Below are 16,553 nucleotides of genomic sequence, written 5' to 3' on the forward strand. Positions count from 1 at the left end.
GTTAAGCGATAAAAACAAAAAGGCAGGGAACACCTGCCTTTGGGATGAGATTGCGTGGTAATTAGCCTTTTACTTCATACAACCGCGTTTCACCCGCCACCACGTGACCGCTGGCAAGCAGCGTCAAACCGGCAAAGTCTTCGCTGTTGCTCACGACAACCGGACTGATCATTGAGCGTGCATTGGCATTGAGGAAGGCAAGATCCATTTCCAGAACCGGCTGGCCAGCCGTCACGGTTGCACCCTCTTCAACTAAGCGCGTGAACCCTTTACCGTTAAGCGCCACGGTATCCAGCCCCATATGCACCACAATTTCAACACCATTTTCGGTTTCGAGGCAGAACGCGTGATTGGTATTAAAGATTTTTACTACGGTTCCGGCAATGGGCGCGACAACGGTTTTATCGCTCGGGTTAATGGCCAGGCCCTCACCGACAGCTTTGCTGGCAAAGGCTTCATCTGGCACCTCATCCAGCGCAACGACTTCACCGCTTACTGGTGCTAACAGGGTAGCAATCACAGCGACTTCACTCTTCATCACAGCCTGCGGTTTTACTTCAGCAACGGCTGGCGCACTGCCGCCGCTTGTTGCTGCGGCCACCGGACCTTTGGCCAGCACTTTTTCATTGCCGATGCGATGCTTTCTGCCTGGGTTCCGACAATAATCTGCACGCTTTGTTTATTCAGGCGAATGATGCCTGACGCGCCAAGACGCTTCGCTACCGCTTCATTCACCTGTGCAGCATCTTTGACATTGAGACGCAGGCGCGTAATGCAGGCATCAATAGCCGTCAAATTATCGGAACCGCCTACCGCGCCAAGATAGCGGCGAGCCAGCGATTCGGTCGCGTTTTCACCTTCAGCATTTTTATCAACGTTGACGTCATAACCATCCGTTTCATCACCCGCAACCGCCAGCTCGCGGCCCGGCGTCATCAGATTGAATTTTTGAATGGTAAAGCGGAACACGACATAGTAAATCGCAAAGAACACCAACCCCTGTGGGATCAGCATGTACCAGTGCGTCGCTAATGGGTTACGTGTAGAAAGCACCATATCCACTAAACCGGCACTGAAACCGAAACCGGCAATCCAGTGCATGCTGGCCGCGATAAAGACTGAAATACCGGTCAACACAGCGTGAATCACGTAAAGCACCGGTGCCACAAACATGAAGGAGAATTCCAGCGGCTCAGTGATACCCGTGAAGAATGCGGCAAACGCGGCAGCCAGCATGATCCCGCCAACTTTGGCGCGATTTTCAGGGCGTGCGCACTGATAGATCGCTAATGCCGCCCCCGGCAGGCCAAACATCATAATCGGGAAGAAACCAGCCTGATAACGCCCTGTAATCCCCATTGTCGCTGAACCGTCGGCCAGTGACTGGGCACCGCCAAGGAATTTAGGAATGTCATTAATGCCAGCCACATCAAACCAGAACACCGAGTTCAGCGCATGATGCAGGCCAACCGGAATCAGAATACGGTTGAAGAAGGCGTAAATACCCGCTCCCACTGAACCCAGTCTTTGAATGTGCTCACCAAAACCAACCAGACCATTAAAGATAATGGGCCAGAGGTACATCAGAATGAACGCCACCAGAATCATCAGGAAGGAAACCAGTATTGGCACCAGCCGCCGACCACTAAAGAAAGAGAGGGCCTTAGGCAATTCAACGTGGCTGAAGCGGTTGTAGACCTCAGCTGACAAAATTCCCACCAGAATGCCAACAAACTGATTATTAATTTTACCAAACGCAGCAGGAACCTGTTCCAGCGGCATTTTTTGAATCATGGCGACAGCGGCCGGTGAACAGAGAGTGGTGACAACAAGGAAGCCAACAAAACCGGTCAACGCGGCTGCCCCATCTTTGTCTTTAGACATGCCATAAGCCACACCAATGGCAAACAACACGGACATATTCTCAATGATGGCGGCACCGGATTTAATCAGTAACGCGGCAAACGCATTACTTGCGCCCCAACTATCCGGATCAATCCAGTACCCTACCCCCATTAAAATCGCTGCTGCTGGCAGGGTTGCTACCGGCACCATGAGTGCGCGGCCAACCTTCTGTAAATAACCTAACATTTGCCCTTCCCCTATGAAACCCGCTTATCACTCTGCTGCCGCTTAATATTATTTTGTCAGCAGCAAAGCCCTGTAATAACTTTCTTCATCCCGCGAAGTGTAATGATAGTTTAATTCGCCTCGCAAATTAAAACCGCGCCAAACGTGATTTTAATCACCAAAAAGGTCTGTTCATGCTGCTCCATCTGGCTATCGCGTTTAACTTATTTTATGATCCAAAATATCAAGACGCAGAACTGCCGTGGCGATAACGCGCAAGCAGTTTAGGCTGATACTGAGTACAACGGTAAAGCGTCAAATTTTTCTAATTCGTTAACTGAGGTGAAATATGAGACTGATTCCTTTAGCCACGCCTACACAGGTTGGTAAGTGGGCCGCACGCCATATCGTTAACCGCATTAATGCCTTTAACCCCAGCGCCGACCGTCCTTTTGTACTGGGTTTGCCCACCGGCGGCACGCCGCTGGAAGCTTACAAGCACCTGATTGAGATGCACAAAGCGGGCCAGGTTAGCTTCAAACACGTCATTACTTTCAACATGGATGAGTATGTTGGCTTGCCTAAAGATCACCCGGAAAGCTACCACAGCTTTATGTATCGTAATTTTTTCGATCATGTTGATATTCAACCCGAAAACATCAATCTTCTGAATGGCAATGCGCCTGACATTGACGCAGAATGCCGACAGTATGAAGAAAAAATTCGCGCATTGGGCAAAATTCACTTGTTCATGGGCGGCGTAGGTAACGATGGACACATCGCGTTTAATGAACCTGCCTCTTCTCTGGCCTCCCGCACACGTATCAAGACGTTGACGCATGATACCCGCGTCGCAAACTCGCGTTTCTTTAATGGCGATGTGGATCAGGTCCCAAAATACGCACTGACCGTTGGCGTCGGTACACTGCTGGATGCAGAAGAAGTCATGATTTTGGTGACTGGCCATATTAAAGCCCAGGCCTTACAGGCTGCGGTTGAAGGCCATGTCAATCATATGTGGACCATTAGCTGCCTGCAGCTACATCCAAAAGCTGTGGTGGTGTGTGATGAACCAGCCACCATGGAGTTGAAAATGAAAACGGTTAAATATTTCCGCGAAATGGAAGCGGAAAATATGAAAGGTGTTTAAGACCACGTTATAAATGTCTGCCGTTGCCCCGTGCAAAAGCAGGTCTGACCGGGAGAACCCCTATGTATGCATTAGTTAACGGTCGTATTTTCAGCGGCTATGAGATTCTGGACAATCACGCGGTGGTTATTGCTGAAGGCAAAATTGAGCGCGTCTGTCCACGCGAGGCTCTGCCCGCAAACGTGGAGCAGCGCGATGTTGCTGGTGCCGTCATTGCTCCCGGTTTTATCGATCTGCAACTCAATGGTTGCGGCGGTGTGCAGTTCAATGACGACATTGATGCGCTAAGCATTGAAACGCTAGAAATCATGCAGCGCACCAATGAAAAAGCGGGCTGTACCAGCTTCCTGCCTACGTTGATCACCAGCAGCGATGAACTGATGAAGCGTGCGATTGACACCATGCGGGCTTATCTGAAAAAGCATCAAAATCAGGCGCTGGGTCTGCATCTTGAAGGCCCGTGGTTGAATGTCATCAAGAAAGGTACTCACAATCCCGCCTTGATCCGTCTTCCCGATCCCGCTTTAGTGCAGTATCTGTGCGACAACGCAGATGTCATTACAAAAGTGACTTTGGCACCTGAAATGGCAGGCAGCGACACCATTCGTCAGTTGCGTGCTGCCGGTATTGTCGTCTCAGCGGGTCACTCAAACGCCACGTTTGATGAGGCCAGAGAAGGAATAAATGCCGGCATTGGCTTTGCCACGCATCTTTTCAACGCCATGCCACAAATTGTCGGGCGTGAACCTGGCCTGATTGGCGCGCTGTTAGACGCTCCTGATGTCTACTGCGGTATTATTCCTGACGGCGTTCATGTCCATTACGCCAATATTCGCAATGCTAAACGCCTTAAGGGCGATAAGCTGGTCATTGTTACCGATGCTGTTGCCCCTGCTGGCTCGACAATTGAACAATTCTTTTTGCGGGTAAAACAATATACTACCGCAACGGGCTGGTTGTTGATGCTGAAGGCATTATCAGCGGCTCTGCTGTTACGATGATTGAAGCAGTAAAAAACTGCGTCGAACAGGCTGGTATCGCGTTAGATGAAAGCTTAAGAATGGCCAGCCTCTACCCGGCTCGCGCCATGGGCTTAGATAAGCAGTTAGGATCAATTGAAGCCGGTAAAGTGGCTAACCTTACTGTTTTCACACGCGATTTTAAAATCACTAAGACGTTAGTCAACGGAGACGACGTCCTGAGCGAGTAAGTATTGAATGACCACTGGCGGCCAGACACAAATTGGAAATGTCGATCTTGTCAAACAACTTAACAGTGCGGCCGTTTACCGGCTAATCGATCAACAAGGGCCAATTTCACGCATACAGATTGCTGAATTAAGCCAGCTTGCGCCCGCCAGCGTCACTAAAATTACCCGTCAACTGATTGAGCGCGGCCTGATAAAAGAGGTGGACCAACAAGCGTCCACCGGCGGACGCCGCGCAATTTCCATCATCACCGAAACCCGTAATTTTCATACCATTGGGGTGCGTTTAGGCCGTTACGATGCCACGCTGACGCTGTTTGATCTGAGCGGTAAATCGCTGGCACAAGAAGATTACCCTCTGCCAGAGCGCACGCAGGAGACGCTGGAATATGCGCTGTTTGACGCCATCGCCGCGTTTACTGAGCTGCACCAGCGCAAAATTCGCGAGCTAATCGCCATATCAGTCATTCTTCCTGGTCTGGTTGACCCTATCAACGGCGTGATTCGTTATATGCCGCATATCACTGTCAGTCACTGGCCTTTAGTCGCTAACTTAACGCAACGGTTTAACGTCACCAGTTTTGTTGGTCACGATATTCGCAGCCTGGCCCTGGCTGAGCACTATTTTGGTGCAAGTCGCGACTGTGCAGACTCTATTCTGGTGCGCTTACATCGCGGCACTGGCGCAGGCATTATAACTAACGGTCATATTTTTTCTCGGCAGTAACGGTAACGTTGGCGAGATTGGCCATATTCAGGTCGATCCGCTGGGCGAACGCTGTCACTGTGGTAATTTTGGTTGCCTTGAAACCATTGCCGCTAACGGTGCGATTGAAAATCGTGTGCGCAATTTGTTGAAACAGGGTTACCCCAGCGTGTTGACGCAGGAAACCTGCTCAATGCCGCAGATTTGCAAAGCAGCCAACCAAGGCGATGCGCTGGCATGTGAAGTTATCGAATATGTAGGACGCTATTTAGGTAAAGCGATAGCTATTGCGATTAACCTGTTCAATCCACAAAAAGTGGTATTAGCAGGCGAGATCACCGAGGCTGAAAAGGTGCTGTTACCGGCTATCGAAGGCTGTATTAATACCCAGACACTCAACGCCTTCCGTAAAAATTTACCGGTAGTGCGTTCAGAACTTGATCATCGTTCTGCCATCGGCGCTTTTGCTCTGGCTAAGCGCGCCATGCTGAACGGTATCTTGCTGCAACATCTGCTGGAAGATTAAGCGATCCTGCTTCAAGGCAGGCAACACCGGACCAAAACTATGACCCTTAAAAGCGTAATTTGCGATATTGATGGCGTGCTGATGCATGACAATATTGCTGTGCCTGGCGCAAAAGAGTTTTTGCATCGCATCCTGCTTAAAGAAATGCCGCTGGTGCTGCTTACTAATTACCCATCGCAAACGGCTCAGGATCTGGCGAACCGCTTTGCTTCGGCAGGCATTGATATACCAGATTCCGTTTTTTACACCTCGGCGATGGCAACCGCAGATTTTCTGCGTCGCCAGGAAGGTAAAAAAGCTTATGTTATTGGCGAGGGCGCGCTGACCCATGAGCTATACAAAGCGGGTTTCACCCTTACTGATATCAATCCAGATTTTGTCATTGTCGGCGAGACGCGCTCATTTAACTGGGACATGATGCATAAAGCGGCATTCTTCGTCGCTAATGGCGCACGCTTTATCGCAACCAATCCTGATACCCATGCGCGCGGCTTTGTACCAGCCTGTGGTGCGCTCTGTGCCGGTATAGAAAAGATTTCGGGCCGTCGGCCATTTTATGTAGGTAAGCCCAGCCCCTATATCATGCGTGCTGCGCTAAATAAGATGCAGGCGCATTCTGAAGAAACGATTATTGTCGGTGATAACCTGCGTACCGATATCCTGGCTGGCTTTCAGGCAGGGCTCGAAACGGTGTTAGTTCTGTCTGGCGTTTCAACCCTGAGCGACATTGATGCCATGCCTTTCCGTCCAGACTGGATTTATCCTTCCGTCGCCGATATTGATCTTTTTAATGCCTTCTGCTTATGACGCATCCTGGATTTTGGCGGATGCGTCCCCTTTACCGCGCTAAACCCACACCTGACCTGATTAAAAAACGCCCACTTTCGCCATTTCATTAACGAAACATCAAAATAAAAGCATTATTATTGATGTTTATTCAATTTTATCGGGTCAGCAACAACCTTTTTATCAGAAAATCACGATTTCTCTTGCATTGACGCCATGAAATAGCGCATTTTCTTATACATCACGCAGCGAAACGCTAGCAAATACAGATCGTCTTTAGGTATGTTCAGGAGTCAGTTATGTGTTCTATTTTTGGTGTGTTGGATCTGAAAACCGATCCTGTTGAGTTGCGCAAGAAAGCGTTGGAATGTTCACGTTTGATGCGTCATCGCGGACCAGACTGGTCAGGTGTTTACGCGGGTGACCATGCAATTCTTGCTCATGAACGTCTCTCAATTGTGGACGTTAACAACGGCGCACAGCCGCTGTACAACGCCGATCACACTCACGTACTGGCTGTAAACGGTGAAATTTATAACCATCAGGCCCTGCGCGCTGAACTGAGCGATCGCTATCAGTTCCAGACAGGTTCTGACTGCGAAGTTATCCTCGCGCTCTATCAGGAAAAAGGCATCGACTTCCTGGACGATCTGGAAGGTATGTTTGCTTTCATCCTCTATGACAGTGTGAAAAACACCTACCTGATTGGCCGCGATCACATCGGTATTATCCCGCTTTATATGGGTAACGATGAGCACGGCAACCTGTATGTGGCATCAGAAATGAAAGCTTTGGTTCCGGTGTGCCGTTCAATCAAAGAATTCCCGCCAGGAAGCTATCTCTCCAGCACTGACGGCGAAATTCGTCGCTACTGGCAGCGTGACTGGATGGAATACAAAAACGTTGAGCACAACGTCACTGACGCTGCTGGCCTGAAACATGCGCTGGAAGAGTCAGTAAAAAGCCATCTGATGTCAGACGTGCCTTACGGCGTGCTGCTTTCTGGCGGCCTCGACTCTTCAATCATCTCTGCGGTGACCAAACGTTTTGCCGCGAAGCGTGTAGAAGATCAGGATAAGAGCGATGCGTGGTGGCCTCAACTGCACTCTTTTGCCGTTGGACTGGAAGGTTCTCCGGATCTAAAAGCGGCAAAATCTGTCGCCGAGCATCTGGGTACGGTTCACCATGAAATTCATTTCACCGTGCAGGAAGGCCTGGATGCGATTCGCGATGTGATTTATCACATTGAGACTTATGATGTCACCACTATCCGCGCGTCAACACCGATGTATTTGATGTCGCGTAAAATTAAAGCGATGGGCATCAAAATGGTGTTGTCAGGCGAAGGCGCTGACGAAGTATTTGGTGGCTATCTCTATTTCCATAAGGCCCCAAACGCGAAAGAATTTCATGAAGAGAACGTGCGTAAGCTGATGGCCCTGCACATGTTTGACTGCGCACGTGCCAACAAAGCGATGTCAGCATGGGGCGTGGAAGCACGTGTTCCTTTCCTGGATAAAAAATTCCTGGATGTTGCCATGCGCATCAACCCTGAAGACAAAATGTGTGGCAGCAACGGCAAGATGGAGAAGCACATCCTGCGCGAATGTTTCTCCTCTTATCTGCCAGAAAGCGTAGCGTGGCGTCAGAAAGAGCAGTTCTCTGATGGCGTAGGTTATAGCTGGATTGACAGCTTAAAAGAAGTCGCGGCGAAGCAAATCAGCGATCAGCAACTGGCAACGGCGCACTTCCGTTTCCCGTTCAACACGCCGACCTCGAAAGAAGCGTATCTCTATCGTGAAATCTTTGAAGAATTGTTCCCGCTGCCGAGTGCTGCTGAATGTGTTCCTGGCGGTCCATCAGTCGCCTGCTCGTCTGCAAAAGCGATTGAATGGGATGAAGCGTTCAAATCGATGGATGATCCATCGGGCCGTGCGGTAGGCGTGCATCAATCCGCTTATAAATAAGCGCAATACAGCAACATAAAATGGGCCCTGGCGGGTCCATTTTTTTGCCGTTAGCCTTGTAATCGCTGAATAATTGACGAATAAACCACCATGCTGGTTACAAGCCAGTCAAACAGGCAATTTAAGGCGAAAAACGACAAAAAACTTGTTGACGCTGTGTGGTCAACTCCGCATAATGCGCCCCGCAACGCCGATGAAGGTAACGCGAAAAAAGATGGCTACGTAGCTCAGCTGGTTAGAGCACAGCACTCATAATGCTGGGGTCACAGGTTCGATTCCCGTCGTAGCCACCATCTTTTTGCGGGAGTGGCGAAATTGGTAGACGCACCAGATTTAGGTTCTGGCGCCGCAAGGTGTGCGAGTTCAAGTCTCGCCTCCCGCACCATTTCATGATTCGGCAGCGTGGATGGGGTATCGCCAAGCGGTAAGGCACCGGTTTTTGATACCGGCATTCCCTGGTTCGAATCCAGGTACCCCAGCCAATTTTCGATGTTTTCTCGCGCATGCGAGTCGACGAATGGGATATCGCCAAGCGGTAAGGCACCGGTTTTTGATACCGGCATTCCCTGGTTCGAATCCAGGTATCCCAGCCATCATCGAAAAGCGTTACAATTTGGCTACGTAGCTCAGCTGGTTAGAGCACAGCACTCATAATGCTGGGGTCACAGGTTCGATTCCCGTCGTAGCCACCATTTTCTTGGGGTGTCGCCAAGCGGTAAGGCACTGGTTTCTGATACCAGCATTCCGGGGTTCGAATCCCTGCACCCCAGCCATTTAAAGACAATTTGATTTGACACCATTGGGGTGTCGCCAAGCGGTAAGGCACTGGTTTCTGATACCAGCATTCCGGGGTTCGAATCCCTGCACCCCAGCCAAATTGCATAACAAAGCCCGCTTTTGCGGGCTTTGTTGTTTCTGCCGTCTGGGCATGAATTTCCTGAGTTAACACCATCGCTGTGCTTGCTTTTCAATAGCCACTCCTTAGCCAACAGGCCCGGCCTGGCTTACCTGAAGAGCAGCGCGTGCGGGCCTTTCTGGCGATCAGCAAACCCTCCCTGGCCTGAAGATTTATCGCACACTCAAAGTCCTAACGCATAACGCAACGCCTGACGCTTTAACACGCCGGAATGCTCTGCGGCTATCAGCCCTAAATTCCGCACCAGCTTCAGCGGCGGCAAGTGATTACTAAACGCAAAATAGAAGAGATCCATGCCGCTCTGCATCAACAGATTATCTCTACGGCGCTGACGTTGATAACGCTGCAATATGCGTTCAGCAGCCCAGTCTTCAGCTTTGCTCTTTGCTTCTGTCAACACGTCGATTAACGCATCAATATCCCGATAGCCTAAATTTACACCCTGCCCCGCCAGTGGATTGATAGTGTGAGCAGCATCTCCAACCAGCGCCAGGCCGGGTAAGACATAACGCGAGGCGTGACGGCGTACCAGCGGAAAACCGGCTGCGCCATGTGCCTTGAAACGGCCTAAACGTGCCGGAAAGTGTGCGGCGATCTCTTTTTCCAGCTGCGGCAGCGCCAGTGTCTGCAACTGTCGAATACGTGCAGGCGAGTCATACCACACCAGCGAGGCACGATTACCATACAGCGGCAGAAACGCGCGTGGCCCCTGCGGGGTAAAATGTTGCCAGGTTGTATCGCCTGCGGGATGTTCACAGGTCACGCTAATCAGCAAACATGACTGCGCATAACTCCAGCCGTGGATTCCAATGCCCGACATCTGCCTCACCTGCGAGTTTGCACCATCTGCCCCCACGACCAAACGTGTATGCAAAACCTGTTCATCATTCAAACTTACCCGCCAGCCGCCATTTTCGGACTGAAGCAGTTCCAGCGTGGCAGGAGAGATCACCGTTACATCAAGTTGCTGCATCCGCTCCCACAGTGCGCGCTGCAACACGGCGTTCTCAACCATAAAGCCAAGCTCAGGTAAGCCAAGCGATGCTGCATCAAAATTGACCTGAGCAGTTTGCCACTCCCAGGTTTCCAGCTTGCGATACGGCGCGCAGCGCATCGCCTCAACGCGAGACCAGACATCCAGTTGTTTCAGTAACGCGACCGAAGAAGAACCAATCGCCGAAATACGTAAGTCAGGCTCGCTGTCTGGCACATAAGGCGCGGGTTCTGCTTTTTCAACGACCGCCACACGAAACTGATGAAGTGCTAATCCGCATGCCAGCGCCGCGCCGACCATGCCGCCGCCGACGACCACGACATCAAAATGGTTATTCTGCATTGCTCATATCCTTCTGCATTTCCCCGCCAGCCTGTGCAGCGAGTGGGATGATTAGGGCAAAGTGTACCGGAAAAAAAATCTGGCACGATCAGAAAAGCCCTTAGGCTGGTCACAACAGCAGCAAAGCATTACAATACGCGCCCTGCACTTCACTGCACTGAATCAATGGCTAGTTCGATGACGAAAAAACTGCATATCAAAACCTGGGGCTGTCAGATGAATGAATACGATTCATCTAAGATGGCTGACTTGCTGAACAGCACGCATGGCTACACTCTGACCGAGGAAGCGGAAGATGCGGATGTTCTGCTGCTCAACACCTGCTCTATTCGCGAGAAAGCGCAGGAAAAAGTTTTCCATCAGTTGGGCCGCTGGAAAACCTTAAAAGAGCGCAACCCTGATTTGATCATCGGCGTCGGCGGCTGCGTGGCGTCGCAGGAAGGGGATCATATCCGCCAGCGCGCACATTACGTCGATATCGTGTTTGGACCACAAACGCTGCACCGTCTGCCTGAAATGATCAACAGCGTACGTGGCAGCAAGAGTCCAGTTGTCGATATCAGCTTCCCGGAAATCGAAAAGTTTGACCGCCTGCCAGAACCGCGTGCTGAAGGCCCAACGGCCTTTGTCTCCATTATGGAAGGTTGTAATAAATATTGTACTTTCTGCGTGGTGCCTTACACCCGTGGTGAGGAAGTCAGCCGTCCGAGCGATGACATTCTGTTGGAAATTGCTCAGCTGGCAGCGCAAGGCGTGCGCGAAGTTAACCTGCTCGGTCAGAACGTTAACGCCTATCGTGGCGCCACTTTTGATGGTGAAATCTGCACCTTCGCTGAACTCCTGCGTTTGGTTGCGGCTATTGACGGTATCGATCGCATTCGCTTTACCACCAGCCATCCGATTGAATTTACTGATGACATCATTGAAGTCTACCGCGATACCCCTGAACTGGTGAGCTTCCTGCATTTGCCGGTACAGAGTGGCGCAGACCGTATTCTGACGCTGATGAAGCGTGCCCATACGGCGCTGGAATACAAAGCGATTATCCGTAAGCTGCGCGCTGCTCGTCCGGAAATCCAGATCAGCTCTGACTTCATTATCGGCTTCCCGGGTGAAACCCAGCAGGATTTCGAACAGACCATGAAACTGATTGCCGATGTGAATTTCGACATGAGTTTCAGCTTTATCTACTCTGCACGTCCGGGCACACCGGCTGCTGATTTACCGGATGACGTCAGCGAAGAAGAGAAAAAACAGCGTCTCTACATTTTGCAGGACCGCATCAACCAGCAGGCACAAGCCTGGAGCCGTCGCATGCTTGGCAGCGTGCAACGTATTCTGGTAGAAGGTATCTCGCGTAAAAATGTGATGGAAGTTTCAGGCCGCACCGAAAATAACCGCGTGGTGAATTTTGAAGGTTCACCGGACATGATCGGCAAGTTCGTTGATGTCGAAATCGTCGATGTCTACGCCAACTCGCTGCGCGGTAAGCTGGTGCGCACCGAAGATGAAATGGGTCTTCGCGTCGTTGAAAGCCCGGCCTCTGTGATTGCGCGTACGCGCAAAGAGAATGAGATCGGTGTTGGCACGTTCCAGCCTTGATATCTGCTTTACTCTGCGGCAGCGCGCATAACGCTGCCGCTAATTTCAGTTTATTGCACTTGGTTTCTGAAACTGCCGCCCAAATATCCTTTCTAAAGCTTGCGCCCAGGCTTTACCACATAAATAATTTCGTTATGGTGCATTTGGTTAAGCCAAACGCTGCACCAAACACACATCTCAACTGGCCCTGAGTGACCCAAAGGATTCGTTTGAATATCGAAACTCGTGAAATCGCCCTTGAACCGGCCGATAACAGCCGTCTGATGAGCCTGTGTGGTCCATTTGATGACAATGTAAAACAGCTGGAACGTCGTCTGGGTATTGAAATCAATCGTCGTGACAATGTTTTCAAACTGGTTGGACGCACACTTTGCGTAAACGCCGCTGCAGACATCTTGCGTACGCTGTACGTGGATACCGCCCCGGTACGCGGTGACATACCCGATATCGAACCAGAACAAATTCATCTGGCGATCAAAGAAAGCCGCGTGCTAGAGCAAACCGCCGAAAGCGTGCCAGAATATGGCAAAGCGGTAAACATTAAAACCAAGCGCGGTGTTATTAAGCCACGGACGCCTAATCAGGCGCAGTACATCGCTAACATCCTTGACCATGACATCACCTTTGGTGTCGGCCCTGCGGGCACGGGTAAAACCTATCTGGCCGTTGCAGCCGCCGTTGATGCGCTGGAGCGTCAGGAAATCCGGCGTATTCTGTTAACGCGTCCCGCGGTAGAAGCGGGTGAAAAACTGGGCTTTCTGCCGGGTGACCTGAGCCAGAAAGTCGACCCTTATCTGCGTCCGCTGTACGATGCGCTGTTTGAAATGCTGGGCTTTGAGCGAGTTGAAAAACTCATGGAGCGCAACGTCATTGAAGTTGCCCCGCTTGCCTATATGCGCGGCCGCACCCTCAATGATGCGTTTATCATTTTGGATGAAAGTCAGAACACCACCATTGAACAGATGAAAATGTTTCTGACGCGTATCGGGTTTAACTCCAAAGCGGTCATCACCGGGGATGTGACGCAGATTGACTTGCCGCGCCACACTAAATCTGGCCTGCGTCATGCCATTGAAGTGCTCTCTGAAGTGGAAGAGATCAGCTTTAACTTCTTCCACAGTGAAGACGTTGTCCGTCATCCGGTGGTGGCCCGCATCGTTAATGCCTACGAGGCCTGGGAAGAAGCGGATCAAAAACGCCGCGATCATCAGGCAGAAGAACGTAAACGCGAAGCACTGGCCGCTCAGGCCGTTTCGCAGGAGAGCAAATGAGTTCGGTCATTCTTGATCTTCAGCTCGCCTGCGAGCACAACGACGGCTTGCCAGAAGAAGCCCAGTTTCAACGCTGGCTTGAAGCAGCGGTAACGCCTTTCCAGCCTGAAAGTGAAGTCACCATTCGTTTGGTTGATGAAGCCGAAAGTCATGAGCTTAATCTGACTTATCGCGGTAAAGATAAGCCAACTAACGTGTTGTCATTCCCGTTCGAAGCGCCCCTGGCATTGAGCTTCCTCTGCTGGGCGACCTGATTATTTGTCGTCAGGTTGTTGAGCAAGAGGCTGCTGAACAAGGTAAAACTGTCGAGGCGCACTGGGCACACATGGTGGTACATGGCACGCTGCATTTATTGGGCTATGACCACATTGAAGATGACGAAGCCGAAGAAATGGAAAGCCTGGAGACCGAGATAATGCTTGCTCTTGGTTATCCTGATCCGTACATTTCGGAGAAAGAAGACGCCTGATCCGCTGGATCAGGCCATCCTGCTGTCAGCGAGAACGCTGACAGCTCAATTACCTCACCCGAGAGATCTTTAAAAACCGCCATGAGCGACGACCATTCTCAAAACAGCGATGCACCCAGTAGTAAAAAGGGATTCTTTTCCCTGTTGATCAACCAACTGTTTCACGGTGAGCCCAAAAGCCGTGACGAACTGCTGGAATTGATCCGCGATTCTAATAATAAAGAACTGATTGATCAGGACACCCGCGACATGCTGGAAGGTGTTTTGGACATCGCGGAGCAGCGCGTGCGTGACATCATGATCCCACGCTCGCAAATGATTACCCTCAAACGTAACCAAAACCTCGAAGAGTGTCTTGACGTGATTATCGAATCCGCGCATTCGCGCTTTCCGGTAATCAGCGAAGACAAAGATCATGTCGAAGGCATTTTAATGGCCAAAGATTTGTTGCCGTTTATGAGCAGCGAATCAGAGCCGTTCAGCATCGAAAAAGTACTGCGCCCCGCGGTTGTTGTACCTGAAAGTAAGCGTGTTGATCGCATGCTGAAAGAGTTTCGCTCCCAACGCTATCACATGGCGATTGTCATCGATGAGTTTGGTGGCGTTTCCGGCCTGGTGACCATTGAAGACATCCTGGAGCTGATCGTAGGTGAAATTGAAGACGAATATGATGATGAAGAAGATCGTGATATCCGTCAGCTAAACCGTCATACCTACACGGTGCGTGCGTTAACGCCCATTGAAGACTTCAATGAGGTGTTTGGCACACAGTTCAGCGATGAAGAGGTTGATACCATTGGCGGCCTGGTCATGCAGGGCTTTGGTCATCTTCCTGCCCGTGGCGAAAACATTGAAATCGATGGTTACCAATTCAAAGTCGCAATGGCCGACAGCCGTCGTATCATCCAGGTTCATGTCACTATTCCGGAAAATTCGCCGCGACCTCAACTGGAAGACGAATAATTTTATGCCTTTGGCCTCTCTTTACTCGCGCCAGCGGGTACGCTTACTGCTGGCTTTAATAACGGGTGCATGCGGCACCCTGGCCTTTTCTCCCTATGATTTCTGGCCTGCTGCACTGATTTCACTGTGTGGTTTGCAAATCCTGACGCTTAATCGCACCAGCCTGCAGGCTACAGGGCTGGGTTTTGTCTGGGGTTTTGGCCTGTTTGGTAGCGGCATCAACTGGGTTTACGTCAGTATTGCAACCTTTGGCGGCATGCCCGGTCCGGTAAATGTCATGCTGGTGATTCTGCTGGCAGCCTATTTAGCACTCTACCCGGCACTGTTTGCGGGGGTGCTCAACCGTCTCTGGCCACGTGCGACACTGTGGCGCCTGGCGCTGGCTGCCCCCGCTTTGTGGCAGATCACTGAGTTTCTGCGCGGCTGGATACTGACCGGCTTTCCCTGGCTGCAGTTTGGCTATAGCCAAATAGATGGCCCGCTGAAAGGACTGGCCCCGCTGGCTGGCGTAGAAACAGTGACCTTCCTGTTGATGATTGTTGCCGGTTTCCTGGTTCATGCCATGCAACATCGCAACGGTAAAAGCCTGATTGTCGCGATTGTCTTGCTGGCTCTGCCTTGGCCGCTGCGCTATTTACAGTGGTATCAACCGCTGCCGCAGCGCAGCGTTGATGTCGCACTGGTACAAGGCAACATCCCACAATCTATGAAGTGGGATCCCCAGCAACTGCTCAACACGCTGCGTATTTACAGCGGTTTAAGCCAGCCGTTGATGGGCAAAACGCCGATCATTATCTGGCCTGAATCAGCGATTACTGACCTGGAAAGCAATCAGCAACCTTTCCTGCGTTCACTGGATGAGGAGTTGCGCCAGCGCGGCAGTGCCCTGATTACCGGGATCGTTGATTCACGCCTGGAGCAGAATCGCTATCACGATTACAACACGGTGATCGCGCTGGGTGGCGAACAGCCTTACAGCTATTTGAGCAGCAATCGCTATCAAAAAAACCATCTGGTTCCGTTTGGCGAATTCGTTCCGCTTGCCGATCTGCTGCGTCCTCTGGCACCGTTTTTTGACCTGCCAATGTCCTCTTTTAGTCGTGGGGCTTACATTCAGCCGCAGCTACAGGTTGCAGGCTATAACCTCACCAGCGCCATCTGCTATGAAATCGTGCTGGGCGAACAGGTGCGGGCAAATTTCCGTTCGAACACAAATTTTCTGCTAACCGTCTCTAATGATGCCTGGTTTGGTCACTCAATCGGTCCGTGGCAGCACTTCCAAATGGCGCGTATGCGTGCACTGGAGTTAGGCCGACCGCTGCTGCGCAGCACCAACAATGGTGTAACAGCCGTCGTCAACGCTAACGGTGACGTTGAGAAAGATGTTGCCGCAGTTTACCCGCGATGTGCTGACCGATAAGGTAACGCCGACCAGCGGAGAAACGCCTTATGCACGCGTCGGCGTCTGGCCGGTCTGGCTGTTAACGGTACTGGCAACGTTCATCGCCTTCCTGCGCCGGCGACAGTAATCTGTAACGCCTTCCTGAAACGGCGAAGCTAACCTTCGCCGTTTTTTTGTCTTCA

The 16,553-nt window shown here is 51.1% G+C and carries 7 protein-coding genes, 7 tRNA genes and 5 pseudogenes; 17 read left to right on the plus strand and 2 right to left on the minus strand.

All coding sequences use genetic code 11. The features are described from left to right. Nucleotides 1–61: 61 nt before the first annotated feature. Nucleotides 62–2,091: pseudogene (nagE, locus tag O3W44_RS07720) on the minus strand (N-acetylglucosamine-specific PTS transporter subunit IIBC). A 328-nt stretch (nt 2,092–2,419) separates the two neighbouring features. Between nagE and nagB the strand changes: the two are divergent. The 12 genes and pseudogenes from nagB to O3W44_RS07780 all read left to right on the plus strand — a co-directional run bounded on the left by nagB (nt 2,420) and on the right by O3W44_RS07780 (nt 9,287). Beyond that, entirely contained in the window at nt 2,420–3,220 is an 801-nt protein-coding gene (nagB, locus tag O3W44_RS07725; RefSeq protein WP_269292613.1) for a glucosamine-6-phosphate deaminase, read from the plus strand. Nucleotides 3,221–3,282: 62 nt separating this feature from the next. Beyond that, nucleotides 3,283–4,430, plus strand: a pseudogene (gene nagA, locus O3W44_RS07730) (N-acetylglucosamine-6-phosphate deacetylase). Nucleotides 4,431–4,437: 7 nt separating this feature from the next. Further along, a pseudogene (gene nagC / locus O3W44_RS07735) lies at nt 4,438–5,659 on the plus strand (DNA-binding transcriptional regulator NagC). Nucleotides 5,660–5,698: 39 nt separating this feature from the next. Next, complete coding sequence (locus O3W44_RS07740; RefSeq protein ID WP_269292614.1) at nt 5,699–6,466, plus strand: HAD-IIA family hydrolase; 768 nt, start codon at nt 5,699–5,701, stop codon at nt 6,464–6,466. A 278-nt stretch (nt 6,467–6,744) separates the two neighbouring features. After that, nucleotides 6,745–8,412 (plus strand): asparagine synthase B, encoded by a 1,668-nt coding sequence (asnB, locus tag O3W44_RS07745; protein WP_269292615.1) that lies wholly within the window; start codon nt 6,745–6,747, stop codon nt 8,410–8,412. A 216-nt stretch (nt 8,413–8,628) separates the two neighbouring features. Then, a tRNA-Met gene (locus O3W44_RS07750) sits at nt 8,629–8,705 on the plus strand. A gap of 7 nt (nt 8,706–8,712) precedes the next feature. After that, a tRNA-Leu gene (locus tag O3W44_RS07755) sits at nt 8,713–8,797 on the plus strand. A gap of 22 nt (nt 8,798–8,819) precedes the next feature. Further along, a tRNA-Gln gene (locus tag O3W44_RS07760) sits at nt 8,820–8,894 on the plus strand. Nucleotides 8,895–8,930: 36 nt separating this feature from the next. Continuing rightward, nucleotides 8,931–9,005 (plus strand) — tRNA-Gln (locus O3W44_RS07765). A gap of 22 nt (nt 9,006–9,027) precedes the next feature. Beyond that, nucleotides 9,028–9,104 (plus strand) — tRNA-Met (locus O3W44_RS07770). Nucleotides 9,105–9,110: 6 nt separating this feature from the next. Continuing rightward, nucleotides 9,111–9,185 (plus strand) — tRNA-Gln (locus O3W44_RS07775). 27 nt (nt 9,186–9,212) lie between these two features. After that, nucleotides 9,213–9,287: transfer RNA gene (locus O3W44_RS07780), tRNA-Gln, on the plus strand. 204 nt (nt 9,288–9,491) lie between these two features. On the opposite strand, the gene ubiF is transcribed toward O3W44_RS07780, so the two are convergent. Continuing rightward, nucleotides 9,492–10,664 (minus strand): 3-demethoxyubiquinol 3-hydroxylase, encoded by a 1,173-nt coding sequence (ubiF, locus tag O3W44_RS07785; protein WP_269292616.1) that lies wholly within the window; start codon nt 10,662–10,664, stop codon nt 9,492–9,494. A gap of 177 nt (nt 10,665–10,841) precedes the next feature. Here ubiF and miaB point away from each other — a divergent pair, with 177 nt between their 5' ends. From miaB to lnt, 5 genes and pseudogenes are all read left to right on the plus strand, one after another. Then, nucleotides 10,842–12,266, plus strand: a complete 1,425-nt coding sequence (gene miaB, locus O3W44_RS07790; protein WP_269292617.1) for a tRNA (N6-isopentenyl adenosine(37)-C2)-methylthiotransferase MiaB — start codon at nt 10,842–10,844, stop codon at nt 12,264–12,266. 209 nt (nt 12,267–12,475) lie between these two features. Further along, on the plus strand, nt 12,476–13,537 hold the full coding sequence (locus tag O3W44_RS07795) for a PhoH family protein (protein ID WP_269292618.1): 1,062 nt from the start codon (nt 12,476–12,478) through the stop codon (nt 13,535–13,537). Next, nucleotides 13,534–14,006: pseudogene (gene ybeY, locus O3W44_RS07800) on the plus strand (rRNA maturation RNase YbeY). Before O3W44_RS07795 ends, ybeY begins: the two are co-directional and overlap by 4 nt. Nucleotides 14,007–14,087: 81 nt before the next feature. Next, entirely contained in the window at nt 14,088–14,969 is an 882-nt protein-coding gene (gene corC / locus O3W44_RS07805) for a CNNM family magnesium/cobalt transport protein CorC (RefSeq protein ID WP_269292619.1), read from the plus strand. A gap of 4 nt (nt 14,970–14,973) precedes the next feature. Then, nucleotides 14,974–16,498: pseudogene (gene lnt / locus O3W44_RS07810) on the plus strand (apolipoprotein N-acyltransferase). Nucleotides 16,499–16,553: the final 55 nt, after the last annotated feature.

The sequence above is a fragment of the Pantoea sp. LMR881 genome, assembly GCF_027157825.1.
In the GTDB taxonomy this organism is placed as follows: domain Bacteria; phylum Pseudomonadota; class Gammaproteobacteria; order Enterobacterales; family Enterobacteriaceae; genus Pantoea; species Pantoea haifensis.

What these genes read in the sequence shown, in the direction of transcription:
- asnB (WP_269292615.1), top strand. Translation starts at nt 6,745, where the DNA reads ATGTGTTCTATTTTTGGTGTGTTGGATCTGAAAACCGATCCTGTTGAG.
- O3W44_RS07740 (WP_269292614.1), top strand. Translation starts at nt 5,699, where the DNA reads ATGACCCTTAAAAGCGTAATTTGCGATATTGATGGCGTGCTGATGCAT.
- miaB (WP_269292617.1), top strand. Translation starts at nt 10,842, where the DNA reads ATGACGAAAAAACTGCATATCAAAACCTGGGGCTGTCAGATGAATGAA.
- nagB (WP_269292613.1), top strand. Translation starts at nt 2,420, where the DNA reads ATGAGACTGATTCCTTTAGCCACGCCTACACAGGTTGGTAAGTGGGCC.
- corC (WP_269292619.1), top strand. Translation starts at nt 14,088, where the DNA reads ATGAGCGACGACCATTCTCAAAACAGCGATGCACCCAGTAGTAAAAAG.
- ubiF (WP_269292616.1), bottom strand. Translation starts at nt 10,664, where the DNA reads ATGCAGAATAACCATTTTGATGTCGTGGTCGTCGGCGGCGGCATGGTC.